This window comes from Ammoniphilus soli, from assembly GCF_040813775.1.
The window spans coordinates 294,996-318,753 of the sequence record NZ_JBEGDL010000002.1; the positions used below are offsets into that span (position 1 = coordinate 294,996).

The 23,758-nt window shown below is 42.4% G+C and carries 29 protein-coding genes, 2 tRNA genes and 1 pseudogene; 23 read left to right on the top strand and 9 right to left on the bottom strand.

The features are described from left to right. The first annotated feature begins 3 nt into the window (after positions 1-3). The 3 genes from rocF to ABLT31_RS06165 all read left to right on the top strand — a co-directional run bounded on the left by rocF (position 4) and on the right by ABLT31_RS06165 (position 3,064). A complete protein-coding gene (gene rocF / locus ABLT31_RS06155; RefSeq protein WP_367750237.1) occupies positions 4-900 on the top strand; it encodes an arginase in 897 nt (298 codons plus the stop codon). Positions 901-939: 39 nt separating this feature from the next. Then, entirely contained in the window at positions 940-2,322 is a 1,383-nt protein-coding gene (locus tag ABLT31_RS06160; RefSeq protein WP_367749758.1) for a YjiH family protein, read from the top strand. 241 nt (positions 2,323-2,563) lie between these two features. Beyond that, on the top strand, positions 2,564-3,064 hold the full coding sequence (locus ABLT31_RS06165) for a DoxX family membrane protein (protein ID WP_367749760.1): 501 nt from the start codon (positions 2,564-2,566) through the stop codon (positions 3,062-3,064). 121 nt (positions 3,065-3,185) lie between these two features. Here the strand turns inward: ABLT31_RS06165 and ectB are convergent, their stop codons facing one another. Further along, the gene (ectB, locus tag ABLT31_RS06170) at positions 3,186-4,475 is read right to left on the bottom strand and encodes a diaminobutyrate--2-oxoglutarate transaminase (RefSeq protein ID WP_367749762.1); all 1,290 of its coding nucleotides are present in this window, start codon (positions 4,473-4,475) and stop codon (positions 3,186-3,188) included. Between the two features lie 317 nt (positions 4,476-4,792). Between ectB and ABLT31_RS06175 the strand changes: the two genes are divergently transcribed. The 6 genes from ABLT31_RS06175 (at position 4,793) to ABLT31_RS06200 (ending at position 11,106) form a co-directional block, all read left to right on the top strand. Next, positions 4,793-5,158 (top strand): hypothetical protein, encoded by a 366-nt coding sequence (locus tag ABLT31_RS06175; RefSeq protein ID WP_367749764.1) that lies wholly within the window; start codon positions 4,793-4,795, stop codon positions 5,156-5,158. A gap of 520 nt (positions 5,159-5,678) precedes the next feature. Then, positions 5,679-7,190, top strand: a complete 1,512-nt coding sequence (locus ABLT31_RS06180; RefSeq protein ID WP_367749766.1) for a ferredoxin--nitrite reductase — start codon at positions 5,679-5,681, stop codon at positions 7,188-7,190. Between the two features lie 239 nt (positions 7,191-7,429). After that, on the top strand, positions 7,430-8,596 hold the full coding sequence (locus ABLT31_RS06185; RefSeq protein WP_367749768.1) for an NAD(P)/FAD-dependent oxidoreductase: 1,167 nt from the start codon (positions 7,430-7,432) through the stop codon (positions 8,594-8,596). Between the two features lie 59 nt (positions 8,597-8,655). Further along, complete coding sequence (locus ABLT31_RS06190) at positions 8,656-9,684, top strand: LacI family DNA-binding transcriptional regulator (RefSeq protein WP_367749770.1); 1,029 nt, start codon at positions 8,656-8,658, stop codon at positions 9,682-9,684. 186 nt (positions 9,685-9,870) lie between these two features. Next, entirely contained in the window at positions 9,871-10,167 is a 297-nt protein-coding gene (locus ABLT31_RS06195; protein WP_367749772.1) for a hypothetical protein, read from the top strand. 150 nt (positions 10,168-10,317) lie between these two features. After that, positions 10,318-11,106 (top strand): DUF817 domain-containing protein, encoded by a 789-nt coding sequence (locus tag ABLT31_RS06200; RefSeq protein ID WP_367749774.1) that lies wholly within the window; start codon positions 10,318-10,320, stop codon positions 11,104-11,106. Positions 11,107-11,361: 255 nt separating this feature from the next. On the opposite strand, the gene ABLT31_RS06205 is transcribed toward ABLT31_RS06200, so the two are convergent. Then, on the bottom strand, positions 11,362-11,673 hold the full coding sequence (locus ABLT31_RS06205; RefSeq protein ID WP_367749776.1) for a hypothetical protein: 312 nt from the start codon (positions 11,671-11,673) through the stop codon (positions 11,362-11,364). 192 nt (positions 11,674-11,865) lie between these two features. Between ABLT31_RS06205 and ABLT31_RS06210 the strand changes: the two genes are divergently transcribed. Continuing rightward, on the top strand, positions 11,866-12,594 hold the full coding sequence (locus tag ABLT31_RS06210) for a class I SAM-dependent methyltransferase (RefSeq protein WP_367749778.1): 729 nt from the start codon (positions 11,866-11,868) through the stop codon (positions 12,592-12,594). 69 nt (positions 12,595-12,663) lie between these two features. Here ABLT31_RS06210 and ABLT31_RS06215 read toward each other — a convergent pair whose 3' ends face one another. Beyond that, complete coding sequence (locus ABLT31_RS06215; RefSeq protein ID WP_367749780.1) at positions 12,664-12,807, bottom strand: hypothetical protein; 144 nt, start codon at positions 12,805-12,807, stop codon at positions 12,664-12,666. 390 nt (positions 12,808-13,197) lie between these two features. Further along, positions 13,198-13,350: a hypothetical protein gene (locus tag ABLT31_RS06220; RefSeq protein ID WP_367749782.1), complete on the bottom strand. Its 153-nt coding sequence runs from the start codon at positions 13,348-13,350 to the stop codon at positions 13,198-13,200. A gap of 205 nt (positions 13,351-13,555) precedes the next feature. On the opposite strand from ABLT31_RS06220, the gene ABLT31_RS06225 reads away from it, so the two are divergent. The 5 genes and pseudogenes from ABLT31_RS06225 to ABLT31_RS06245 all read left to right on the top strand — a co-directional run bounded on the left by ABLT31_RS06225 (position 13,556) and on the right by ABLT31_RS06245 (position 15,633). Then, complete coding sequence (locus ABLT31_RS06225; protein ID WP_367749784.1) at positions 13,556-13,732, top strand: hypothetical protein; 177 nt, start codon at positions 13,556-13,558, stop codon at positions 13,730-13,732. Positions 13,733-14,041: 309 nt separating this feature from the next. After that, entirely contained in the window at positions 14,042-14,275 is a 234-nt protein-coding gene (locus ABLT31_RS06230) for a hypothetical protein (protein ID WP_367749786.1), read from the top strand. After that, a complete protein-coding gene (locus ABLT31_RS06235) occupies positions 14,272-14,682 on the top strand; it encodes a hypothetical protein (protein ID WP_367749788.1) in 411 nt (136 codons plus the stop codon). The genes ABLT31_RS06230 and ABLT31_RS06235 overlap by 4 nt, the downstream gene beginning before the upstream one ends. A 2-nt stretch (positions 14,683-14,684) precedes the next feature. After that, positions 14,685-15,366, top strand: a pseudogene (locus ABLT31_RS06240) (response regulator transcription factor). 129 nt (positions 15,367-15,495) lie between these two features. Continuing rightward, positions 15,496-15,633: a hypothetical protein gene (locus ABLT31_RS06245; RefSeq protein ID WP_367749790.1), complete on the top strand. Its 138-nt coding sequence runs from the start codon at positions 15,496-15,498 to the stop codon at positions 15,631-15,633. A gap of 108 nt (positions 15,634-15,741) precedes the next feature. On the opposite strand, the gene ABLT31_RS06250 is transcribed toward ABLT31_RS06245, so the two are convergent. Beyond that, positions 15,742-16,542, bottom strand: coding sequence for a hypothetical protein (locus ABLT31_RS06250; protein ID WP_367749791.1), 801 nt, complete (start codon positions 16,540-16,542; stop codon positions 15,742-15,744). 285 nt (positions 16,543-16,827) lie between these two features. Here ABLT31_RS06250 and ABLT31_RS06255 point away from each other — a divergent pair, with 285 nt between their 5' ends. The 3 genes from ABLT31_RS06255 to ABLT31_RS06265 all read left to right on the top strand — a co-directional run bounded on the left by ABLT31_RS06255 (position 16,828) and on the right by ABLT31_RS06265 (position 17,747). Further along, complete coding sequence (locus ABLT31_RS06255; RefSeq protein WP_367749793.1) at positions 16,828-17,142, top strand: MerR family transcriptional regulator; 315 nt, start codon at positions 16,828-16,830, stop codon at positions 17,140-17,142. A 336-nt stretch (positions 17,143-17,478) separates the two neighbouring features. Next, positions 17,479-17,557, top strand: a tRNA-Arg gene (locus ABLT31_RS06260). A gap of 115 nt (positions 17,558-17,672) precedes the next feature. After that, a tRNA-Gln gene (locus ABLT31_RS06265) sits at positions 17,673-17,747 on the top strand. 101 nt (positions 17,748-17,848) lie between these two features. Here the strand turns inward: ABLT31_RS06265 and ABLT31_RS06270 are convergent. After that, a complete protein-coding gene (locus ABLT31_RS06270; RefSeq protein ID WP_367749795.1) occupies positions 17,849-18,139 on the bottom strand; it encodes a hypothetical protein in 291 nt (96 codons plus the stop codon). A gap of 218 nt (positions 18,140-18,357) precedes the next feature. Between ABLT31_RS06270 and ABLT31_RS06275 the strand changes: the two genes are divergently transcribed. Continuing rightward, a complete protein-coding gene (locus tag ABLT31_RS06275; RefSeq protein ID WP_367749797.1) occupies positions 18,358-18,651 on the top strand; it encodes a Dabb family protein in 294 nt (97 codons plus the stop codon). Between the two features lie 47 nt (positions 18,652-18,698). Here the strand turns inward: ABLT31_RS06275 and ABLT31_RS06280 are convergent, their stop codons facing one another. Further along, entirely contained in the window at positions 18,699-19,310 is a 612-nt protein-coding gene (locus ABLT31_RS06280; protein WP_367749799.1) for a spore coat protein, read from the bottom strand. A gap of 255 nt (positions 19,311-19,565) precedes the next feature. Between ABLT31_RS06280 and ABLT31_RS06285 the strand changes: the two genes are divergently transcribed. Continuing rightward, positions 19,566-19,718, top strand: a complete 153-nt coding sequence (locus tag ABLT31_RS06285; RefSeq protein ID WP_367749801.1) for a hypothetical protein — start codon at positions 19,566-19,568, stop codon at positions 19,716-19,718. Between the two features lie 18 nt (positions 19,719-19,736). Here ABLT31_RS06285 and yjjX read toward each other — a convergent pair whose 3' ends face one another. Further along, the gene (gene yjjX, locus ABLT31_RS06290) at positions 19,737-20,273 is read right to left on the bottom strand and encodes an inosine/xanthosine triphosphatase (RefSeq protein ID WP_367749803.1); all 537 of its coding nucleotides are present in this window, start codon (positions 20,271-20,273) and stop codon (positions 19,737-19,739) included. A gap of 200 nt (positions 20,274-20,473) precedes the next feature. Here yjjX and ABLT31_RS06295 point away from each other — a divergent pair, with 200 nt between their 5' ends. The 3 genes from ABLT31_RS06295 (at position 20,474) to hutH (ending at position 23,137) form a co-directional block, all read left to right on the top strand. Further along, positions 20,474-20,824 carry a CBO0543 family protein gene (locus ABLT31_RS06295; protein WP_367749805.1) on the top strand — a complete coding sequence of 117 codons (351 nt, stop codon included), beginning with the start codon at positions 20,474-20,476 and terminating at the stop codon, positions 20,822-20,824. A gap of 316 nt (positions 20,825-21,140) precedes the next feature. After that, positions 21,141-21,491, top strand: a complete 351-nt coding sequence (locus tag ABLT31_RS38990) for a hypothetical protein (protein ID WP_462976468.1) — start codon at positions 21,141-21,143, stop codon at positions 21,489-21,491. Positions 21,492-21,628: 137 nt separating this feature from the next. Next, positions 21,629-23,137, top strand: a complete 1,509-nt coding sequence (hutH, locus tag ABLT31_RS06310; protein ID WP_367750239.1) for a histidine ammonia-lyase — start codon at positions 21,629-21,631, stop codon at positions 23,135-23,137. A gap of 84 nt (positions 23,138-23,221) precedes the next feature. On the opposite strand, the gene ABLT31_RS06315 is transcribed toward hutH, so the two are convergent. Continuing rightward, positions 23,222-23,749: a DUF2179 domain-containing protein gene (locus ABLT31_RS06315; protein ID WP_367749807.1), complete on the bottom strand. Its 528-nt coding sequence runs from the start codon at positions 23,747-23,749 to the stop codon at positions 23,222-23,224. Positions 23,750-23,758 lie beyond the last annotated feature (9 nt).

Sequence of the window (23,758 nt, forward strand, 5' to 3'; positions counted from 1 at the left end):
ATGATGAAAACGATCTCATTGGTTTCTGTTCCATTTGATCTCGGTGCAGGCAAACGCGGGGTAAACCAGGGCCCAGAAGGCCTTCTCTCGGAGGGATTAGCAGACCTGCTGAAAGGATTGGATGTGGATATTCGGAATCATAAAGTCTTGAATAGAATAGAACCTTTCCTAGGAACCAATGATTCACACATGAAAAATTATCGTGAGGTCTTAGAAATCAATCGTCAGTTAGCTGAATGTATAAGTGAAATAATGAGTTCCGATGATTTTCCGCTAATCTTAGGTGGGGATCATAGCATAGCCATCGGGACGATTGCGGGCTTAGCCCAGCGCTACAAGAGGCTAGGAGTGATATGGATCGATGCCCATGGAGATGTAAATACGCCATACACTAGCCCATCGGGGAACATTCACGGTATGTCGCTTGCCGCTAGCCTAGGTTTTGGAGATCCGGTATTAACGGGACTAGGTGGTATTACTCCCAAGATTAAGACTGAAAATGTAGTTATTATCGGAGCAAGAGACTTGGATCCGGAGGAAAAGCGTTTCATCAGAGAGCATAACATCACCTGCTATACCATGCACGATATTGATGAGTTAGGTATGGCTAAAGTAATGAAAGAAGCGATTCACATTGTTAGCCAAGAGACGGATGGCGTCCATCTAAGCTTTGATATTGATAGTGTCGATCCGATCGAGGCACCGGGGACGGGCACACCGGTTAAGGGTGGACTCAACTATCGGGAAGCCCATTTAGCGATGGAAATTCTACATCAATCTGGAATTTTAACCTCGGCAGAGTTTGTCGAAGTTAACCCCTCTTTGGATGATGAAGACCGCAAGACTTCGAAAATAGCAGTAGAATTAATAGAATCATTATTTGGAAAACGGATTATTTAAATGAAATCGATTGATATTTTAAAAATTCGGAGGCGTTAAATGGGTGAACCTATTCTAAAAGCAAAAGAGCAAGAAGCACAGACAGCGTCCTATACGTTTACGGAGTACTTGAAATTTATCATACCGTCTGTTATTGGAATCGTTTTATTTATGATTCCCCTGCCATATCAAGACGGAATGACCATACCAGTCGCTATTTTGGCTAAAGAAGTGGAAAATATTTTGTCAGACTATCTTACAGCTATCGTGACAATCCTAATGGGCATAGCCATGGCAGGAAGTCTGATCCATATGGCCCTTCGCCCCCAAGCGATAAGGAATTCTCCTTTTCTTTCCAAATTATTTGATGTCGGACCACTTTTCTTATTGGCGCGGACACTTGGGTTTGTCTTTGCCCTTTTAACGTATTTAGAATTGGGTCCTGCATGGCTGTGGTCTGAAAATACGGGCGGATTATTGTTAGGTGGACTCATACCTGTTTTGTTTACCGTGTTTTTGTTTGCCGGATTGTTTTTGCCGCTCCTCCTTGATTTCGGTTTGCTTGAACTATGCGGTACCCTATGCGCGAAAGTCATGCGACCGATATTCACTTTGCCGGGCCGTTCTTCAATTGACTGCGTTGCTTCCTGGCTGGGGGATGGGACAATAGGGGTACTCTTGACAAGTAAGCAGTATGAAGATGGTTATTACACCCAAAGGGAAGCGGCCGTGATTGGGACAACCTTTTCTGTCGTTTCCATTACATTCTCCATTGTCGTTCTGGCCCAATTAGGCTTGAGTCATATGTTTTTCCCTTACTACTTGACCATTGTCGCAACCGGCCTGATTCTAGCTATCGTTATGCCGAGAATTCCGCCCCTCTCACGAAAAGCCGATAGCTTCTACCAAGGAAGGGAAAAGAAAGAGGAATCCATACCTTCGCATCTCTCCCCGTTCCAATGGGGTCTGTCCAATGCAGTCGTTCAAGCAAAGAAAAACGAGGGAGCTTCCGCATTTTTCAGGGGAGGTATTCAGAATGTAATCGACATGTGGCTTGGCGTCATTCCCATTGTTATGACGATCGGGACGGTATCGCTTATCATTGCTGAATATACCCCCGTGTTTCAATGGCTGGGAACACCCTTTATTCCGCTGTTAACCTTGATGCAAGTACCGGAAGCAGCAGCAGCGGCTCCTTCCATCGTTGTCGGCTTTGCGGATATGTTTTTGCCTGCTATCCTGGGAAGCGGAATTGAAAGCGAAATGACTCGATTTGTGATTGCATGTCTTTCAGTAACTCAATTGATTTATATGTCAGAGGTTGGAGGATTACTGCTAGGCTCGAAACTTCCTATTCATTTTAAGGATCTACTCGTGATCTTTCTCCTTCGTACTGTGATATCATTGCCTATTATTGTCTTGATCGCACATATGTTGTTTTAAGATTGCCTAAAGAAGAAGGGGCTGCACCTCAAATAAGATGAGGTACAGCCTTTTTGGATTTAAATCGATTTTCTGTAAACATGATCAATATTTTCCACCCAGTGAAGTTTATCACAACGAAAGAAAATAATACCGATTATACTAAAAATGTAAGAAGGAGGTGAATCCAATGGATCAGAAAAAAGGATCCATCAAAAGGCCTGCAAAGTGTATTGACTATGAGTGAGAGGATCTGATCAAGATGTTAGAAAAACTAAGAAGCGCCTATATGGTACCTGTATGGACGATTGTACGGGTTTGGTTAGGAATACAATGGCTGACGGCCGGTTGGCATAAGGCCATGGATGGATTTGATGCTACTGGATTCATTACGGGCGCCATTGCGAAGGCTGCAGGGGAAAAGCCGGTAGTGCAAGGCTGGTACGCTGCGTTTCTAGAAGGCTTTGCTCTTCCTAATGTAGAACTCTTTAACTTCCTAGTAGCTTGGGGCGAAGTAGCTGTAGGGCTAGGATTGATTCTAGGTACGTTTACAACCATCGCTCTCTATGCTGGAATCTTCATGAACTTGAATTTCTTGCTTGCCGGAACCATCAGCACGAACCCGATATTATATACCGTGGGCATTATTCTGCTTGCCATGGGAGCGGCAACTTATTCTTGGGGAGTTGACCGTTACATGATTCCTTGGTTGAAGGCAAGTTTCAACAAAACAATGAATCGTGAACATAAAGTAAACACTTAAGGGAGTCGAATATGTTTTTAATCATTTAAAGAGGACCTTGTTGCTAAAAAAGCAATGAGGTCTTTTTGTTCCTGGACCAAAAAATCAAAGCCGATTGCACTAGGCAACCGGCTCTTCCCCTTTAGCTCCCTGCTATCTTCAAGCAGACTTTCACGCTCTCTTCTATAATCTCCAATCCGTGCGTTAAGCCTTCACGGTCTATAATTAGAGGAGGCATAATCTTAAAAACTTCACTGTTAGGGCCTGAGGTTTCCATAATCAATCCCCGTTCAAAGGCTTCACTGCATATTCTCTCTGCCAAACCATCCACACGACAAGCTACACCGCGCATCAAGCCACGTCCCCGCAGGGAACCTTGCATATCAGGATGGCGATTTACAAGGCTCTGCAGAAATTTTTCTACAGCCTCTCCTTTTTCTATGATTTCTTTAGTAAAGGCATCTGTTTCCCAGTATGATAGAGCTTCGGTCGCTGTTACGAATGCGAGGTTATGGCCACGGAAGGTTCCATTATGTTCGCCAGGGGACCATATATCATATGGCGGCTTGATGAGGGTAAGTGCCATCGGCACCCCATATCCGCTGATGGACTTCGACAAACAAACAATATCCGGATAAATACCTGCAGGCTCAAAACTAAAGAAAGGACCGGTTCGCCCGCATCCGACTTGCACATCATCAACTATTAGGAGGATATTCCAGCGGCGGCAGATTTCTTCGATTCTCTTGAGCCATTCGTATCTCGCTGCATTTAAGCCGCCTTCCCCTTGAAGGGTTTCTACAATAATGGCGGCAGGTAGAGAAACCCCGCTGCCGTGATCTTCCAGGTAGCGTTCCAAATAGTTGGCCGTGTCAATTTGATCGCCAAGATATTTATCAAAAGGCATCGATAAGCTATTGGTCAAAGGAATCCCTGCGCCACGCCGCTTAAATGAATTTCCTGTAACCGATAGGGCACCAAGGGTCATGCCATGAAAGGCATTGGTAAAGCTAATCACTAAGTGGCGTCCTGTGACTTTACGGGCAAGCTTCAAGGCGCTTTCTACGCTATTTGTTCCTGTGGGGCCCGGAAACATGACTTTATAATCGAGTTTTCTCGGGTGAAGAATGACCTCATGGAATTTTTTCAAGAAATTACCCTTAGCCTCGGTCGCCATATCCAAGCTATGCGTAATGCCATCCTGGTTAATATAGGCGAGTAATTTTTCTTTCATAAGCGGATGATTGTGACCATAATTTAAAGCACCTGCACCGGCAAAAAAATCAATATATTCCTTTTCTCTGTCATCCCATAGAGTGTACCCTTTGGCTTTAACAAAGGTGGCAGGGAAGCTGCGGATATAGCTTCGGACTTCAGACTCGTATTTTTCAAAAACTTCTATCTGAGGACTCGGTCCATTTAGATCATGCATTTCTTCACAACAACCTTTCCTAAGATTCTTGTCATTGTTAAAGACGGAGAAAATGGATGGGGAGAGGGGTGGCAAAAATCAATGCAAATGAAAGATTCCAGCTCCCCATTTTAACTCTCTTTGCCCCTATTGCTTTAGCGATAGATTAATATATGCAAATGGATGGACAGTGAAAGGGCAGTTTCACTAGTAAAAGAGCAGGAATTTAAAAATAGTTTTCTTGAATGACAATTCCGCTAATTTTTAATGAATTCGCACAATCAAATTTTGATAGATTCCATATATTGTTACTATCTTCAACCAAGGAGGTGGAATTAATGATTCGCAAAATTCGTGTAATTAATAAAAAGACGAAGAAAGCAGTGGTAGTCTCTTCACGGAAGATGGGTAAAGTTAAACAACTAGACACATTAGCACAAGCCATTGAAGATCTTTATGATCGTCTGGATTCGGATAAAGATTTTGCAGATGATTGGGAAGATGCCTGCAGAAGATGTCGTCGCCGGAGACTAAGACGATTGTTTGGAAGAGAGTTTTTCAGAGATTTTGATGGCTTTATCCGCTGTGAAAACCGTCGTTTCAGAGGAATATTTTACCATTGTTGTCACCTTTATTTCGAGGTCGATGATTTTCTAGTCAGCTTCGATTTCTGTTATGAAAGAAACAACCATAACGACGACTAATGGGCTGCAAACGGCAAAGCTGATGTTTTACCTTTCTAGTAAAAGCCCTATTTATGATCTAGTGACATGAATAGGGCTTTATAATTTGATTGTTTTCTATTAAATGCTGTTTCACACCTAGATCAACCTACATAAGATCAGCTATTGATAACTGGAAAAGTCATGCTATTTCAGAAAATGAGAGACTAAAGGGATGAAAGCATTTGATACGATTTAATTGTCTATCGCTTCTGGTGATGTAATGGTGACATGGGACAATACAGTAAAAGTAAATACATCCAGAAAAATTAAAAAGCTATGGGAAGAAAAAAATCAAGGATAAAGATATACCATTTCTATCTCGTCATATATGGAGTTGTTTTTCAAGCCATTTCGGTTTGAAAGACAACTCTTTTTATTTTACCTTAAATTCAATGTTAGATAATATAACATCAAAACCCCGCATTAGCTGCCTTTTAGTTACAATCAAATTAATCAAATGAGGCTTTGATCCTATGAAAAAAATTCAGAGGTGGTATAGATGAATAAGATTGAAAAAATGAAAATAGAGAAGGACGGACTTGATATTATACATGAGCTGGAGAAACTTTGTGAATTGGGTGTGGAAAATGCGGCTCCGGAGGATATCGAACGCTTGCGCTGGTACGGATTGTTTTATCGCAAACGGTTAGATGGTCACTTTATGCTGAGAATTCGTGTTCCGAATGGGATCCTAAACGAAGAACAATGGAGAATGGCGGCTGAACTTGGAGAACGATACGGTAGAGGATTCGTTGACATCACCTCCCGTCAAGGACTCCAATTGAGATGGATCAAATTGGAGGATATAAAGGAAGTATTGAATAAATTGGAAAGTGTTGGATTAAGCTCGTTGCAAACAGGTTTTGATAATATACGAAATATCATGGGCTGTCCAGTAGCCGGTTTAGATGGGGACGAGCTATTGGATACAACTCCCCTCATTCGAGAAATCAACAAAATGATTGTAGGCAATAAGGAGTTTACCAACCTGCCGCGGAAGTTCAATATCTCACTAGCGGGTTGCTGTGAGGATTGTGCACATGCCGATATCAATGATATTGGTTTTGTGCCGGCGAAAAAAAGAATGGATGGGGATCTCGCTATTGGGTTCAATATAAAACTAGGAGGAGCGTTGGCGCCCACTTACCAAAAGCTAGCCGAGTCCGCAGATGTGTTTGTGCTTCCGGATCAGGTCACGACGATCACTCGGGCGATCCTGGAATTGTATCGCGATCATGGACCAAGGGAGAAAAGGACCAAAGCGCGTATGATGCACCTCCTGGAAGAGTGGGGGATGGAGCGATTTCGGGAAGAACTGCAGAAAAAAGTCACTTGGGAGCTTTCATCCGCAGCTGAAGACGTTTGTGTAACCAGTCACAGGGGAGATCATATCGGGATTCATGCGCAAAAGCAAGAAGGCTATTCTTTTGCGGGGCTGCACATTCCGGTCGGAAGACTGACGGCCCAGCAGCTATTGGGATGCGGCTACTTGGCTCTGCAATACGGAACTGGAGAAATTCGCCTGACGGCTCATCAGGATTTGATTATCCCTCATATTCCAAATGAGATGCTTGATGAATTTAAGGATGAACCATTGCTAACTGAATTATCCGTCGCCCCTAAGTCGATGATTCGAGGGACCGTTAGCTGTACGGGTCGCCAGTACTGCGACAAAGCGATAATTGAAACGAAAAATTTTGCATTGGAGACAGCTATTGCCTTGGATCAAAAATTTAAAGATGCATCTCCGCTGAATATCCATTGGTCCGGTTGTCCGAACTCATGCGGCCAGCATCAAATCGCCGATATTGGGTTACAGGGAACGAAAGCCAAAGTAGACGGTAAGGTTGTTGATGCTGTAGATATTTATGTCGGTGGACACCTAGGAGCCCACTCCCAATTAGGGACATTGGTCGCTGCCAAAGTTCCTTGCGCACAAGTAGAGGACATATTAGCTTCCTTTATTGAAGAATTGCAAGCCTCTAAAAAAGCAGACACATTATCCGTTTAGAACTAACACAAATAGTCTTAATGCAGGTCCCAGCATGCACGGGACCTGCTTTTTCAGATTGGAACAGCACTGAATTACAGCATCCCTTACTAAGGTTCCTCCTTGAAAAATCAGGGATACAATGGATTATGCTCCTTTTTAGCCATAATATTAGACCGTATTACAAATGATATATAATGAATTTTGCATACTAGCGGTTGAATCATGACGTTTAGAGCAAGGTTATAGGAGTTGGTTTTATGCGAGTTGTTATTTTAGGCGGGGGTTTTGGTGGGTTAAATGCTGCAATAAGGTTGGGTGAAAAACTGAAGAGCAGTAACCATGAGGTTATTTTGGTTGCTGATAAACATAAGTTTATCTTTCGTCCATCTCTTATTTGGGTTCCTTTTGGAGAACGAAAAATAGAAGACATCTCACTCCCTTTGCATCCGACTCTACAAAAAGCAGGTGTACAATTTATCAAGAATAAAGTCGCATCAGTTTTTCCTAAGAAGAAAAGGATTATTTTTCAGGATCATAAGATGCTAGACTATGATTTCTTAGTTGTAGCAACCGGTGGATTCCCTGATTATGAGAAAATCGAGGGGTTAAAAGGGAACACGGCATCGATATATGACGCTGAGGAGGCGTTAATCACCAAGCAAAGGATAGAAGGCTTAAAGTCAGGAGACCCGATTGTCATTGGCGTCGCCCAAGAGAACCCTTGTCAGACCATTTCTTATGAGTTTTTATTTAAATTGAAAGCCTATCTTGTACAACAAAAAATAAATTCCCCCATAACTTTCTTTACTTATGAAAAAGAATTACTTGAAATTGGAGGAAAAAAAGCAACAGAACTTCTAACCGGGCATATGCAGGAAAATCAGATTTCTTATGTAAGTAATGTTACCATAGATAAAATAGAACAAGGAAAAGTGCACTTGAGCAATGGTATATCGCTTCCCTTTTCTTTATCGCTTATTTTGCCCCCGTACAAGGGAGCGGATTATATTTTTTTATCTGGCGATTTAGATCATGAAAATGGATTGATTCCCGTTAATTCATATCTTCAATCGATGCAATGGGAAAATATTTATGCTGTGGGTGATACCAATTTGATCGGCCAAAAAACCATGATCAAAAATGGACGAGCGGCTGAAATCGAGGGACATATAGCTGCAGAAAATATTTATTCTCAATTGCAGGGTCGGGAAGCGCATAAGGAGTATCATGATAGTTTATTGGGAGTGATGGAGCTCGGAACGGAAGGAGGGATGCTGATGATAAAGTACCCTGCTTCAACGCCTAGGTCTTCCTCCATAGAGTGGGCATCAGATGGAACGGTTCCCCATATGATGAAGGTTGCCTTTGAAAAATATTATTTGTGGAAGTTAGGATCAAAGCTGTTTGAAACAAAAAGCTTTTGACACCGTTTTCAATAGCGGTTTATACTGGGATAAAGGAAAGACAAGGAGAATTAAAGAAAATGGTAAAAAAACAGTCGCGTGTAACGTTGCAACAAGTTGCTGATCACGCAGGAGTATCTCGAGCGACTGCTTCGCTTGTTGTTCGTGGCAGGGATAACATTTCGAAGGAAAAGCGAGAATTAGTTTTACAGTCTATGAAAGAATTGGGGTACATCTATGATCGTGTTGCCGCCAATCTTCGCTCCCGGCATTCTTCCACTGTCGGCTTGATCATTTCGGAGATCGGGAACCCGTTTTTTTCTGAATTGCTTGTAGGTGTCCATCAGGCTTTGGATAAGAAGGGGTATACCGTTATACTTGGGACCACATTCGATTCGATGAGTAAACAAGATGTCCTCCTTTCCACGATGCTAGAGCATAGAGTTGGCGGAGTCATTATCAGTCCTACGCCGGGTACGTCATTTGAATCGATAGAACGATTGGAAAAGTGGGGAATTCCCGTTGTCGTCGTAACGAGAGAGACGCTTTCCCAAGAAAAGATGGATTATATTGGTGCGGACAATGTGACTGGTGCTGAGCTAGCCGTCAACCACCTCCTAAGCAAGGGGCATCGCCGAATCGCTTTCTTGGGGGGATCATCCTCCTCGGTTTATCGGGACCGGGTTCTGGGGTATGCGAATGCCCTAGGCCAAGCAGGCATCGAAGTGGATGAGTCCTTGATGATAGAAGGCCCGGTGTCACGTCGTGGTGGGATGGAGGCTATTAAGCAAGTAATAACCCTGTCGGATCCCCCAACAGCTGCATTTTGCTATAATGATATCGTGGCCTTCGGCGTGATGATGGGCTTGCGGGAAAAGGGTTATACCGTCGGTCAAGACTTTGCGGTGGTAGGCTTCGATAACATCCAGGAAGCTTCTATCATTTCTCCAGGCTTAACGACCGTGGATGCATTCCCCCAGAAAATCGGGATGTATGCCTCCGATCTTTTAAATCAAAGGATTAATGGTTTAGATGAAGGCCCTAAACGGATCATCTTGCCACCTGACCTGGTAGTTCGGGAATCCTCTTCTTTTACCCTTTTAAAGTAAATGATCTGAATACAGTAAGAAAAGACCCCCTGTTTCTGAGCAGCGATCAGGGGGTCTTTTTTTTGCTGGTAAGTAGCATTTGGAATTGCAATTGGGGGCCATATTGCTCCCTTTTCTTATGTTCACCTATATATTGAGATATGGTTAGAGGAGGTAGCTAAATTCAATGATTTTCTTACAGAGATCATGCTTTCCTATGACAATCCAAAAGAAATGCTCACAGAGGTGTGCGTTGGTACGTATCGATATCTGGAAAAGAATCCTTTCCATCAAAATATGTATAATCGTAATGAGATGGAGCAACTCGTTCGCAAATTGCCCCCGGAGAGGTTTAGCCAGATAAGTAACCAAGATAATTTGACCTTTATACATTTGATTGAAAAGCTGCAGGAGGAAGGAAAGATTATCCCTATCGACCCCGAAATTGCCATGGGAATCCATCGTTGTCTTTCCCTGCTGCCTCTCCTGCAGCAGTTGGGCTGACGTGTTTCCCCAAGCGGTAGAGAAGATGGTTCAGTTTATTGCTGAAGGTTTAACTAATTGCTAATATCTTAAATTTTAATAGCCGCGTTCCGACATCCCTATTCTTTTCCCATACATGGTACACTGAAAAGAAAAGCATCGGAGGGACTCATGAGACACTTGATTACCCAGCTTGTCCATTTTGGATACCAGCAAGCGATGTCATGTCTTTTTCCCGTTTTCATTTTTGTTACCCTTGCTGTAACGAGGTATCTAAGCTTTCCTTTTGTATACCGCTATGATCTTATTCTTCTGTTTTGTATACTCATGCAAGTTGTGATGTATCGCACAGGGATAGAAAGCAAGGATGAACTGAAAGTAATCACTTTGTTCCATTTGATTGGATTAGCCCTGGAACTTTTTAAAGTTTATATGGGATCCTGGTCATATCCGGAGCCCTCCTGGAGCAAATGGTTTGGTGTTCCCTTATACAGCGGTTTTATGTATGCCAGTGTTGCCAGTTATCTGTGTCAAGCGTGGCGCCGATTAGATGTTGATCTTACCCATTGGCCAGGCTATCTGAAAACTATTCCTTTAGGGGCTGCTGTCTATCTTAACTTCTTTACCCATCATTTTACCTATGATATACGCTGGTTACTAATTTTTCTGCTTTTTCCTATTTTCATTCGTACGCAAGTTCATTATTCTATCCGTGGAATTCGCTACCGCATGCCACTAATTTTATCGTTTTTCCTCATTGGATTTTTTATTTGGATAGCAGAAAATATTGCTACCTTCTTTAGGGCCTGGCAATATCCGAATCAGGAAAGGCACTGGGAGTTCGTGCATCTTGGAAAGATCAGTTCTTGGTTTTTACTCGTGATTATCAGCTTCATCATTGTAGCCCAGCTCAAGCATGTGAAAAAAGGGCAGCACACAGAACTTAATCTTAAAGCATAATGGAAAAACCTACTTAAGGTTAATATCTTTTCAAGCAATATATTTGAGGTAAGCGAATGAAAAAGATATTTAAAAACACATGACATGCAAACGATTACTTGGAATCTAGAACCCGATACTTTCCAGATCGCGTACCGAAAATTTTATTATGTAAACATAGAACATAAAACCAGACTAAGCCATTGGCCCCGTAAAATATCGAAAAGCCCTTGATCCTTAAGGGCTTTTCATGAGTATGAACTAGCTTTTCTACTTCTAAATCCAGAAAAGAGATAAAGCAAGCAAGACATACAAAGGCAATACATAGTACCCGCCATAGCCGCCGTAAGGGCCATAGCCATAATAGGAAACCGGTTGGAATTCTGGTTTTTGCGATTTACTAGATCCTCGGGCCTTTAATTTTTTGGATTTTCCTTTCACCGGCACGGCTCCTGGATCAATTCCCCTTAGTACGATGTGATCTGAGTAGACAGATTCGACAACACCGTAGTAGCGTCTACCTCCCACACATTGGGCAACCACCGCTTGCCCAACAAAGTTTCTACAGTAATTATAAGGTAATCCCATGGAGTATCCCCCTCATTGTCAAGATAGTATATTCTATTAATCCATGAGAGAGGGTGGACTAGACTATTGTATAATTTTTGGCTGTATGGGCAGGTAAAGTTGGAACACACCTCATTTACCTCGCACATAAATATGGCAAGGAACGAAGAATCTTCCTAAAACAGCAGCAGAGAGGGAGGTATATGTCATTTTATGCAGCCTAATGGATATCTTGAGCTTTTAGCCTGGTTAGGCATTGGCGGTGCGCATCCCGGTGGTTTGGCTTTAACGAAGGCAATTTTACATCCATTAAAGATCAACTCACACACTCGAGTCATCGACATCGGGTGCGGTACGGGACAGACCGCGGCATATTTACAAAAGACCTTTCAATGCCAGGTTACAGCTCTCGATCGCAATGCACTGATGCTAGAGAAGGCGAAAGAACGATTTAGGAAGGAGAAACTTGACATTGAACTGATTGAAGGAGATGCGGAATGCCTGCCATTAAGTAACGATGAATTTGATTTAATCTTGGCGGAGTCTGTTACTATTTTTACGGATCTCAAGAAATCAATTCCTGAGTATGCAAGGATTCTGCGACCTGGCGGCGTGCTTGTGGATGTTGAGTTGACGGCCATTACTCCTTTTGAAGAAGAGGGGGAGTTCCACACTTTCTATCAAATTCGAAAGGTACCGACTGAAAAGGAGTGGAGGCAATCCTTTCGTGAAGCGGATTTTAGGTCGGTTCAGGTTACACGCGAGGGGAGTGTAGCCACCGCGCTAAATTCCACGATTCAACATCTTGATGAAATACCTGATTTAAATCCATCTACCCCATTGGACCCCTCCCATTTCCAACTTAGCCTTCTGCACAGCATGCTGATGGATCAATATTCCTCTCAATTGAAGTATTGTGTTTTTCAGATGAAAAAAGAGTAGTTCTTTTCTGATATAATGATTCATTATGAGACATTATATCAATCTTATAGCCTCCATACTGTTCATAGCTTACTCATTTTGGAAACTAAACCATTTCTTCGCTCCTAAGGTTGGACCTATAGGCAATGGTCCGAATGAATCTACAATAAGGACGATCTGGGTTCTCTTCACCATCTCCATGCTGGTTGGATTTGGAATCCTTTTTCGTTCCATCTATGCGATAATCAGAGGAAAAAAATAGGAAGTATTCATCTTGTGGATAGCAATCCAGCCCTCTTTGTCACCTTTCATAGCATCCTTGAATATACCCTATAGAATATTAGTTTATGGAGGGATGACAAAGTGGCTAAGAATAACCGCGGACGTGCTCTTTGGAAAAAGCCATCTCGGGGAAGAGGGACTTGCCCTGTGTGCAATCGTACAAGAATTAAGCTGTTATACACAGCCTTAAATTCCAATGGACAAAAACTGACAGTTTGTAAAAATTGTCAAAATACTAGTAAGGAAAAGCTGGACCAAGTCGTGGTATAAAAATCAAGTTTCCAAGAAAGAGAAAGTGCCAAATAGAAAAGCAAAAGGGCTTTTCTGCTTGGCACTTGTGGATTAAGTACTTGGAATGAGTAACTGATGATCTTGCGAGTGAAGGCTAACCTTGATGTTTCCTCCGTTTGGCATAGCTTCCATTGCATTTTTTAAGATATTGATCAAGGTATTGCGAATCTCATGGGCTACGGCTGCTGCCAATTGTCCGATCACGGCTAGCTTGTTTTAACTTCTATTTAATTTTAATTAATAGTAAGCAGAATGTCATCACTAATCCTTCTAACTTACATACATAGACAAAAACAGAAAAATCATAATATGTGAGATTTATTTACATAAAATTTCCTGCAAAATTTGACTAAATTACCCAAAACAGGTCAAAAATACTACTAAATCTTAGAAAAGGAGTGAGGTTATTTTGGAACTAAAAATGAGTGCCGAAGAAGTGTTAACCACGATTCGAAATTTGCGGGGGAACGGAGAAGTACTTAATAAAAAGAAAGTAAAACAATCACACCCCGATCTCATGAGAAGTGCACTGTTTTACTTTCCAAGCTGGGAACATGCTATTCAAAATGCAGAGTCATTAACTTAATGATCTCATTTCAAATAGTGGGGTAAAATATATACTAACCATTTACTGGCCTTGTCATACCTTGACAAGGCTTTTATTATGCTGGCGATCTATAAGTAATATTATACAATTCTTAAATTTCTTTTCTTCCATTCATATTCAGTTCACAAAACTGTTTTATAGTATCAATAAGGAAGTCAAGTTGAAATTTTTAACAGAAGGTTAAATGACTCAAACTTATACCCTACAGTTTATGAAGATGACTAGAGAGGGGCGCACAATGCCCTTCTTCCCAGGCCTATATATTTTAAAAAATAAGGAGTGATTGTTATGCGTAAATGGGCTTTTAAGGATAAGTGGGTGATGACCTCAATTCTTTATATGGCTGTAGTGATCGGTGGATTTTCTGGATATGAGGAGTTTGTCGCTGAGAAAACACAGGTTACAGCAGCACCTGTTCACAGCGAAAGCGGGCATGGCCAGGAAGGGGAAAGTCATTCATCGCATGAGGGACGAAGTGAAATCTTCACATATATTCATTCCGTTGATGATGAGTGGATATGAAACCGAAGAATTTAGAATATCATGTAGAAGCGGTTCCGCTAGTTGTCGGTATGCCAAGTGTACCAACGAAAACAGGGGAGTTAAACCCTGACCCTATGTTAACCAAGCAAATCGATGGGGAAACCGTCTCGCTGAATATGAGTTCATTTCATGTAAATGAGCTGGTCACGTTAACCTTTGATCTTGATCAAACTCCTCTTACACCTTACTTGGGTGCCATGGGGCATGTGGTCATTCTAGATGAAGCAGCTCAAAATTTCCTTCATGTTCATCCGGCCGCTCATCATGAACCGATTTTTGAAACTAAGTTCGATAAGCCAGGCCTTTATAAAATATGGGCGGAGTTTAAGCAAAATGGAAAAGTTAGAGCCTTTCCGTTTGTAGTAGAAATTAAAGGAGCGGAGTGAATGTGACAAGAATATTAGTGGTGGATGATGAAGCTCATATTCGAAGAATTAGTGCGCTTGTACCTAGAGGATGAGGGATTTGAGCTTATAGAGAAAGAAAACGGAGCAGAGGCGCTGGAGTATGCGGAGAATCACCGTGTGGACCTCGTCATTCTGGATATTTTGATGCCCCAAATGGATGGATGGGTGCTATGCCAAAGACTCCGAGAATTTGGGGAAATGCCTATATTGATGGTGACCGCAAAAGGGGAGGCAACCGATCGAATAAAAGGATTTAAGCTAGGAACAGACGATTACTTGGTCAAGCCATTTGATCCCGTAGAGCTTGTGCTCCGAGTGAAAGCGTTGCTGAAGCGGTATCGCATTTCGACTTCCAATGTGATTCAACTAGGCGAAATTTCTTTAGATCGCAATAGCTATCAGTTAATCTACCAAAATGAGAAAACCTCCACCATACCGATGAAAGAGTTTGAACTCCTGTATAAATTAGGGAGCTATGCAGGGCAGCTTTTTACCCGGGAAAATTTAATTGAGGACATCTGGGGCATGGATTATGAAGGGGATGAAAGGACGGTGGATGTTCATATTAAGCGGCTGAGAGAACGGTTTTCTCCATTTGAATCTCAGTTTCGCATTGTGACCATTCGTGGCTTGGGTTATCGGTTGGAAGTGTATAAAGACTAAGTGACGGTCTTAGTTTACCGGTTCACCAAAAAAACGTTAGGTAATCTGACATGACCAATGCTTTTCCGAACCTATCTTATTATGATAAATATAACAATCTAAACAAGTGAGAAAAGGGAGGAAAGGTATATGGCAGATATGTCGGTGCTTGAAGTCATCTGTATATTGAATAAGCTGAGGGATCGAGATCTAGACCATGTCAAGAAGAAGGGGATACTCGGTTTAACGATTGAGACCCCTTTTGATCTTTTAAAACCTGTTCTGTGACAGGCTTTTTTTTTGCAACAATTATGAATTCAATCCCGTTGGGCTGCTCCTATTCTTATCGTTGCAGTATTTTTCTTCCTATGGAGAAGAACCAGAGGATAACCATTCTTAGGTGTCAAGTAGGAACTTCAGCTTTGGGCTTCTGTATATCTCGATGAAATTCTCGTCTTTTCTTAATCTTTCGTAGAGATCCTCTGGTGAAAACCACAAATAATCATTTTTAAATTTATAGTCAGCTCCATAATAGTAGCTTAACCATACTAGTTTGGAACAGTAGATTAAGCCCCAAGGGTCATCAAGGCCTATTACAGCTTTATATGAATAGGAGAACACAGGTTTTTGTATGCCGTTTTTAAGATTTTCGAGATATTTTGCAAGGTAGCCCCTTGCATACGCTGCAGCCTTTTCACCGAGTTCAATCGATCTAGGTCGGTATTGGGCATGTGCAGGATGTAACTTGAGAAATTTTTGAATGCTTTCTTGTCGAATTGCAGGATGTCCTCCGGGTGATTCGATTAAATCATGGGAATTGATGACAATGGCTGAATGCCCAACATATCCGGTTTTATCATCGTTTTCATTGTCGGAAGCGACCAAAATATCTCCCGCTCGAAAATCGCGCAATCGTTGTTGAGTATTGGAATGATCTTCAACATAATGGTCATTTTTAAATCTAAAATGCTCAACAATGGGTTGAAGAAAGCTGTTTTGTGGCAAGTGTCCTACAAGGGTAAGAGTGTGAGCACCACAAGCCAACCCTGCTTTGCTAATATAAAATCGAGAACCCTTCCAAAAGCTTGCTATCAGTTGATTGTCGACATAGATGACAACAGGAGCAACTAGTAAGCGAGTAATACTTTTGATTGCGATTTGTGTCCCACTGTCGGTCACGATGAAGTACTTACTCATTCTTATCACCTGCCCACTTGATAATATATTCGAGGAAAGAGCAGTGGTTCAGGGAAATATTAAACGAATGAGATGTCGAACGTTGCGCTTGCACGGGAAATGAATCAAATAGGAGAAGGCTGATCCCAAAAGTCAATTGTTTACGACCTTGTGAGATCAGCCTCTTTGTCGTAAGGTCATACCCCGTTTATTTATTTTTTACATAATCTTATTAATAAAAATAGAAAAACTAACGCATTATGTTATATAATATTACATAACTATGATAATGATGTAGGAGGAAATATGACATATCAGGATAAAAAAGTTATTACAATAGGGATTGTATCTGAGTTGTGCGGAATGTCTGAGAGACAAATTCGTTATTATGAAGAAAGGCAATTAATATTTCCAGAACGATCTAAAGGTGGCACACGAAAATATTCCTTTAATGACATCGATCGTTTAGTTGATATAGCGAACAAAATAGAGGATGGGCTACAAACATACGAGATTAGACAAATGGAAAAAAAGAAGCAAGAGAAGGCCCGTAAACAGATGATTCAAGGGCAAGTAAATGCTGCTTTTTATAAAAACAACCAACAAAATAAACATGGGTAAAGTGAGGACTTCGACCAAGTTCCTCATTTTTCTGTTCATCTCCTGAAAAAAGTCGATATTTCTGAATCATAAATAGTGATATTTTCATTTTCATGATGCTCGAGGGAACCTGATTTTAGCGACTACCTTCAGGCATTCCCTCGTTAGCACCGCAGTTGCATTGCCGCATCAAGAATGATAAATTAAGAACCGTCATTAATGAACTTAGACAAATTAGATCAACAATGATAAACATTCACTTATTGACAGTATATATAATTTTGTGATAAATTATTTTCTGCAGCTGTGAGACATCCACATCTTCTTACTCATTCTCAGTTACAACGATAACATTAGGCGCTCGTAGCTCAGCTGGATAGAGCACTGGTTTCCGGTACCAGGTTTGCCGGGGGTTCGAATCCCTCCGAGCGCGCCATAAATTTAAATACGATACATGTCGTGCAATATCGGGAGATGTCGGTGCCCTATAACCCCGCAATCCACCGAAATGAATACTATCTATATATTTAACACAAACTATATTTATATATTGGGCTATAGCCAAGCGGTAAGGCAACGGACTTTGACTCCGTCATGCCCTGGTTCGAATCCAGGTAGCCCAGCCATTCATGTACATAAGAAAATAGGAGGCTGATCCCCAAAAGTCGATAGTGCGAACTTTGGAGGATCAGCCTTTTCTTTTGGTTTTCCTGGACTGTGCAAAGGATTACTCATCCCACGATAGAATAATTTTTTTTACTTTTTCAGGGTCAGTTATGGAAGCAGCAAAGTAGGTCAAGTCATGGATTTTCATTTTTCGAATGTGAAAAATAGGAAGGTTATGGATATCGCACAAGACCATAGCATCCCCATAAGTTCCAGCTATCAATATAATCCACGGCTTACCGTTCATGCCCCATGTACCTTTCGTTCCCATCACAATAGGAAGAGGGTTCTGCGAATTCTTAACGTATTGATAAACCCATTCCTGTTCCGAAAGCGGTTTTTTGTTTGACACTCTCTAACGCCTCCGTTAACGCACTTGTTAACTTCTGCTAGTTTGGATCATGGGGATGAAGGAAATAAATTTAAATCGGAAGCTTATCACAGAAATAGCTTTAGAAGCCTTTGTGGCTTCTTTTTCTTTTCTTTTTCACCAGAATTCTATAGATTTTCTTTTTGACTATAGTAGAATAAGGGAGGACAGGAAATTAACTTAAGAAAAGAGGCTTGCCCATGATTCATCGTATGGTACTTGTTAAATTTTCGGAGGAAACAACAACGGAACAGTTGCAAGAAGTCATCAGCCGTTTTAAAGCCCTAAAAGATCATCTAACGGGTGTGGTTGAAGTTCATGCGGGTCTTAATGTCGCAGAACGCAGTAAAGAATACCAAGTCGTATTGAGTATTCGATTTGAAGATCAAGCGGCTTTGGAAGCCTATGTTTCCAATCCTGAGCATCAAGCCGTTGCAGCATACATAAGAGAAGTGGGAAGATTGGATAGTATTGGGGTTGACTTCGAGCTCTAAAGAAAAAAGCCATTCATGCGGTTCTCGTGAATGGCTTTTTGGTTTCCTTACATCATAGGAGGCTGATTCATCATATTCTGGTTCATCATATTTTGATTCATCATCGGCTGCCCTTGGAATGCCTGAATCATCGTGTTCATCGTATGATCGGCTAACTGCGGCGCTTGATAGTACCCTTTATGATTCATGTATTGCCAGAGCTCGTAAGCCATTTCCTGACATTTATTAGCTGCAGTCGCATGATATTGGCGAATTTGTGGATCTACGCATTCGCACGCCCACAACATACTTACTGCAGCCCCGGTTTTGTGCATGTCTAATAGAACTGTGCTGATCGATTGATCAGACAGATTCGTAGCCCGTGGATTAGGAGCAGACATCATCGGATTTTGCAATCCAACTTGTGGTTGCTCATAAACGTTCATTTGGGGGGTGTGGGGAGTTGGCATGGTTGTCATATTCATACCTTTTCCTTGCAACAAGCCTAGTCCTTGCTGATAGCTCATGATTTCGCGGCGTTGTTGATTTTGAAGAATATCCTTTAAGTGCGGGTCGCGCGCCATATGGGTCATCACCCCATACATTTCTATACGTGCTGCCAAAGAACGCAATGCTTCTTGAGTTTCTAAAAATTCATGGGCAGCCCAGCGGGTTTGCATCATGTTAAATCGCCTCCTAAAAAATTGTTCTTGTTAAGACTTTGGTATTATTTGTGGCAGAGAAGAATTTTATGCCAAAAGTAGAAAATTTTGAGGGGGATTCATCCTGCCTTTAGGGACAGACTTGCATTATTTAAGAACGAACGGTATCGTTCAAAGGCTTTTTGTTCGATAAACGGCCAGAGGATTGTCATTGGGTATCATAACAAATAGAAGGTCCTTTCTTTCGAGGAAGGATTTAGGATAGGACAACCAGTGGAAGTCGCCGATGCGATTCTTTACCTTGCGGATCAAGCAAGCTTGGAGAACGAAGCTTGTCTTGGATGTAAATGGCGCCCTTTTGATGTTGTAACCGGTTTGTATGATTTTGCTGCAATTCAGGCTGCTATTCGCGGAATAACGGCTTGAATTGCTGCAATTCGATTGCTATTCGCTATAATACTCTGGAAAAAGAAACCGGGAAAAAGCTGCAATCACAACATCATGAAACATTTCTTCCCTTGTAATGTGGTTACCAGTCAATATGCCGATAGTTCCCTCATTCTTTTTAATATCTTTGCCGCCGGCCCATGCGTCTATGATATCCCCTAATTCTTCCCCTTTGTTCAAGCCTTCCACGAGCGTCGAAGGAAGCAGCACCCGATGGCCCCCGCCGATACCGATCACCTCTCTGTTATTCACGATGGCTCCCCAATTGCAAACAAACATGCCGTACTGGGTTTGGACGACCCCGCCTTCTAAACCAATTCCATAATCATAAGGAGATTCCTCACCGATTTTGAGAGCCCCGCGTGCCCGATTAATGGCTCCTTCAATGGTCTCCTCATCAGAAAAAGGTTGCTCTGAAACTTTGGAATCCACCTCAACGCCTGTCACTTCAGCATTTAAACCCATTTTCTCAAACGCTGAGCGAACCGCTTTTATCTTGACAGGGTTAGTCGATCCGATGGCTACACGTAACATCTTCTACACTCCTTTATTGCAAAGTCAAACAAGCACCACTCTATCATACCATTTTTAACTATCTTGCGAAATTTAGTGAAAAGATACACGTGGATAATTGTAATGTTATGGAAACAATGGAAAAAAATGTTGATCAAAGGAGAAGTGTATGGCGTTTTCCATAACCTTATTTTTGATCTCGTGGAGCTGTTTTATAATTTTTGCAGATAAGCGCAGGTTTCACTATTTTTATCCCACGTGCCCTGCTTGCCATATATATGTCGTGTGCGGTTGATTTCTTTGCAACGGAACATTATATCCTTTGGGATTACCCGCAAGGAACAAAAATGCAAACCTATTTCTATCACCTTTTGCAACAATTAGGAGTGTATCCGGTGGTAACCTATTTGTACCTTCAAACACTACCTAAAAACAATCATAGAAAATGGAGAGTGGTTCGCCATATCTTTTATTGGTCTATATTGGCTTTAAGTATCGAATGGCTTGCTTTAAATACGGGCTACATAAAAATACGAAAAATGGTGGAGTATAAGTTGTTCCTATGTGGCTGATTGGCTGCTATATTACATTTTTTATTGCCATCATAAGTGGAGAGAACAGTGGAAAGACTTGTGAAAGGACAAATGACTATCGCTGGATTGTACTCAGCTCGAATCAAAGCCAATTCCTTCTTAATATGGAAGGGAGAGGCTTTTTGATATTCCCGAGTTCTTTACGACTCTTCTATTTCTACCTTCTTCCCCAGCATACAATGAAGTAAGAAGAAGAAAAGGAGTGACCTGCAATGACAGCTCCGGAAAATAAAAGAGTTTATCGGCCCCTCGGGGCACCCAATTAAATACCAAAGGTTGGGTACAAGAAGCCGCTTTGCGCATGCTGCTGAACAACTTGGATCCGGAAGTGGCGGAATGGCCAGAAAAGCTTGTCGTTTATGGAGGAATCGGAAAGGCGGCCCGCAATTGGGAAAGTTTTGATGCGATCGTGGAGACCTTAAAAAATTTAGAGGGGGGTGGTGTAGGGATGGGGTATTCGCTGCATGCCGGTATGGTGATTGTTGCGGACGGGACAAAAGCGGCTGAAAAACGTATACATCGAGTCCTGACCACGGATCCTGGAATGGGAATAGCCCGACATGCCGATGCCGGCTATGATTTGGCGATTGAAACCGCAATTAACGAAGGAATTCAAATACCGATGCTTCGCAAGCAGCAGCCTTAAACGTGGGGTTCATACCATGAACACTTTTTTGACAGGTTTTGTCCAGCAAAAGAGAGGCTGATACTGCTCTCGGGCAGGATTAAATTTCAGGTCAAATCCTTAGGGGCAGGATTGGACCTTTAAGGAGAACGGAAATGATGACCATTCAGTTAGATGGAAATCAATTGACATTGGAGCAGATAAAAGAGGTTATCAGCAATGGTCAAAAGGTAGAAATCACGGATGCGGCTTGGCAGTCTGTAGAGAGAAGCAGGGATATTGTAGAGAAAATCGTTTCGCAAGGAAAAGTCGTTTACGGCGTCACCACAGGTTTTGGAAAATTCAGTGAGACAGTCATTACAAGAGAAAATGTAGAAGAGCTGCAAATGAATCTGATCCGCAGTCATGCATGCGGCGTAGGGGATCCTCTTCCCGAGCAAGTCAGTCGAGCGATGCTTCTCTTGCGAGCGAATGCTTTGGCCAAAGGGTATTCAGGGATTCGTAGAGTCACGCTGCAGTTTTTGCTGGATTTAATGAACCATCACATCCACCCGGTTATTCCGGGTCAAGGCTCATTGGGGGCAAGCGGTGATTTAGCCCCTCTGTCGCATCTAGCTTTACCCTTAATAGGCGAAGGCGAGGTCTTCTATCAGGGCAGCCGCATGGAAGCTGCAGAAGCGCTTCATAAAGCAGGATTGCAACCGATTCGACTTCAAGCCAAGGAGGGTCTAGCATTAATCAACGGGACCCAGGCTATGGCGGCAATCGGTGTCATGGCCTATTTGGAGGCTGAACATCTCGCTCTACTTGCGGATGGGATCGCATCGTTGACGCTGGAAGCCTTAAGAGGCGTGGTCGATGCTTTTCTGCCGGAATCGCATGAGGTTCGCCCTTATCCGGAACAGAAGCAGGTCGCTGACCGAATTCTCTCTTATCTCAAGGGAAGTCAGCTGATTACTAGGCAAGGAGAGCTGCGAGTCCAAGATGCCTATTCCTTGCGCTGTATCCCGCAGGTGCATGGGGCCATTCAGCAAGTGCTCACCTATGTCAAGGAAAAGCTGCTGATCGAGATCAATTCTGCAACGGATAATCCCTTGATTTTTTCTGACTCTGGCAAAGTGATTTCCGGCGGAAACTTCCATGGTCAGCCGATCGCCTTCGCGATGGATTTTCTAGGGATTGCTGCAGCGGAGTTAGCAAGCATTTCGGAAAGAAGAATTGAGCGCCTCGTCAATCCGCAGCTCAATGATTTGCCAGCATTCTTAAGTGCAGATCCGGGACTGCAATCCGGATTAATGATTACGCAGTACGTGGCAGCCTCATTAGTGTCCGAAAACAAAACCTTGGCCCATCCTTCCAGCGTGGATTCCATCCCATCTTCTGCCAACCAAGAAGATCACGTCAGTATGGGGGCTAGCGCGGCAAGGCATGCCGCTATGATTATACGAAACACACGTAATGTGTTGGCCATCGAAGCGATTTGTGCAGCGCAAGCAGCGGATCTCCGCGATCCGGTAAAGCTTGCTCCGAAAACGAGACGGTTGCATGAGACCATCCGCGAAGTGGTCCCTAAAATTGAAAAAGACCGAATCTTTGCCGCGGATATCGAGAGATTATCCGAACAAATGAAGAAACAGGAATTTGTGGATTTTCTAATGGATGGATAGTTCCTGGGACTTGCTGGGGAAAATGACACGCAGAGGCATATCTGCCCAGCTACACTCAAATCCCAATTGAGGGGAGAGCGAGGGTTACTTCGCTCTCTCTCTTCTTTTCATGGCTTTAACCAGAAAACCTCCTTTAAATTTCCGGGGTTCGTAGGAGATAATGAAGGCCCGAGGCTCAAGATCTTCAATGATTTGAAACAGTTCACTTTCCCGATTACGCTTGGTCAGAATATCCAGCTGGTATCGTTTACTGTCTTTCCCTTCTCCCTCAAATACAGTGACCCCAAAACCTTCATTTCGGAGTTTATAAATCAATTCCTCATTTTTGCTCAACAAGTTAACAACCAAAGTCGTATAACCGATCGCTAACTTCTGTTCAATATACCCGCCGACATACATTCCTAGCGCAAAGCCGATAGCGTAGATGATCATGGCTAACAATCCCTGTTCGCCACTAAAAACAAGGGATAATCCAAACACATAAATTAGAGCTTCTAAGAAGCCCATGCCTGAAGCCAATAGGCTCATGTTCTTTACCAAAAAGATGGTGCGAAGAGTCAGCACTGGAACATAAACAAGCTGCAGCAAGAGAATGAGCAAGATTTCTTTCATTGCCTGGGT

What these genes read in the sequence shown, in the direction of transcription:
- rocF (WP_367750237.1), top strand. Translation starts at nt 4, where the DNA reads ATGAAAACGATCTCATTGGTTTCTGTTCCATTTGATCTCGGTGCAGGC.
- ABLT31_RS06160 (WP_367749758.1), top strand. Translation starts at nt 940, where the DNA reads ATGGGTGAACCTATTCTAAAAGCAAAAGAGCAAGAAGCACAGACAGCG.
- ABLT31_RS06165 (WP_367749760.1), top strand. Translation starts at nt 2,564, where the DNA reads ATGTTAGAAAAACTAAGAAGCGCCTATATGGTACCTGTATGGACGATT.
- ectB (WP_367749762.1), bottom strand. Translation starts at nt 4,475, where the DNA reads ATGCATGATCTAAATGGACCGAGTCCTCAGATAGAAGTTTTTGAAAAA.
- ABLT31_RS06175 (WP_367749764.1), top strand. Translation starts at nt 4,793, where the DNA reads ATGATTCGCAAAATTCGTGTAATTAATAAAAAGACGAAGAAAGCAGTG.
- ABLT31_RS06180 (WP_367749766.1), top strand. Translation starts at nt 5,679, where the DNA reads ATGAATAAGATTGAAAAAATGAAAATAGAGAAGGACGGACTTGATATT.
- ABLT31_RS06185 (WP_367749768.1), top strand. Translation starts at nt 7,430, where the DNA reads ATGCGAGTTGTTATTTTAGGCGGGGGTTTTGGTGGGTTAAATGCTGCA.
- ABLT31_RS06190 (WP_367749770.1), top strand. Translation starts at nt 8,656, where the DNA reads ATGGTAAAAAAACAGTCGCGTGTAACGTTGCAACAAGTTGCTGATCAC.
- ABLT31_RS06195 (WP_367749772.1), top strand. Translation starts at nt 9,871, where the DNA reads ATGCTTTCCTATGACAATCCAAAAGAAATGCTCACAGAGGTGTGCGTT.
- ABLT31_RS06200 (WP_367749774.1), top strand. Translation starts at nt 10,318, where the DNA reads ATGAGACACTTGATTACCCAGCTTGTCCATTTTGGATACCAGCAAGCG.
- ABLT31_RS06205 (WP_367749776.1), bottom strand. Translation starts at nt 11,673, where the DNA reads ATGGGATTACCTTATAATTACTGTAGAAACTTTGTTGGGCAAGCGGTG.
- ABLT31_RS06210 (WP_367749778.1), top strand. Translation starts at nt 11,866, where the DNA reads ATGCAGCCTAATGGATATCTTGAGCTTTTAGCCTGGTTAGGCATTGGC.
- ABLT31_RS06215 (WP_367749780.1), bottom strand. Translation starts at nt 12,807, where the DNA reads ATGGAACGAAAAAGGATTCCAAATCCAACCAGCATGGAGATGGTGAAG.
- ABLT31_RS06230 (WP_367749786.1), top strand. Translation starts at nt 14,042, where the DNA reads ATGCGTAAATGGGCTTTTAAGGATAAGTGGGTGATGACCTCAATTCTT.
- ABLT31_RS06235 (WP_367749788.1), top strand. Translation starts at nt 14,272, where the DNA reads ATGAAACCGAAGAATTTAGAATATCATGTAGAAGCGGTTCCGCTAGTT.
- ABLT31_RS06245 (WP_367749790.1), top strand. Translation starts at nt 15,496, where the DNA reads ATGGCAGATATGTCGGTGCTTGAAGTCATCTGTATATTGAATAAGCTG.
- ABLT31_RS06250 (WP_367749791.1), bottom strand. Translation starts at nt 16,542, where the DNA reads ATGAGTAAGTACTTCATCGTGACCGACAGTGGGACACAAATCGCAATC.
- ABLT31_RS06255 (WP_367749793.1), top strand. Translation starts at nt 16,828, where the DNA reads ATGACATATCAGGATAAAAAAGTTATTACAATAGGGATTGTATCTGAG.
- ABLT31_RS06275 (WP_367749797.1), top strand. Translation starts at nt 18,358, where the DNA reads ATGATTCATCGTATGGTACTTGTTAAATTTTCGGAGGAAACAACAACG.
- ABLT31_RS06280 (WP_367749799.1), bottom strand. Translation starts at nt 19,310, where the DNA reads ATGCAAACCCGCTGGGCTGCCCATGAATTTTTAGAAACTCAAGAAGCA.
- yjjX (WP_367749803.1), bottom strand. Translation starts at nt 20,273, where the DNA reads ATGTTACGTGTAGCCATCGGATCGACTAACCCTGTCAAGATAAAAGCG.
- hutH (WP_367750239.1), top strand. Translation starts at nt 21,629, where the DNA reads ATGACCATTCAGTTAGATGGAAATCAATTGACATTGGAGCAGATAAAA.
- ABLT31_RS06315 (WP_367749807.1), bottom strand. Translation starts at nt 23,749, where the DNA reads ATGAAAGAAATCTTGCTCATTCTCTTGCTGCAGCTTGTTTATGTTCCA.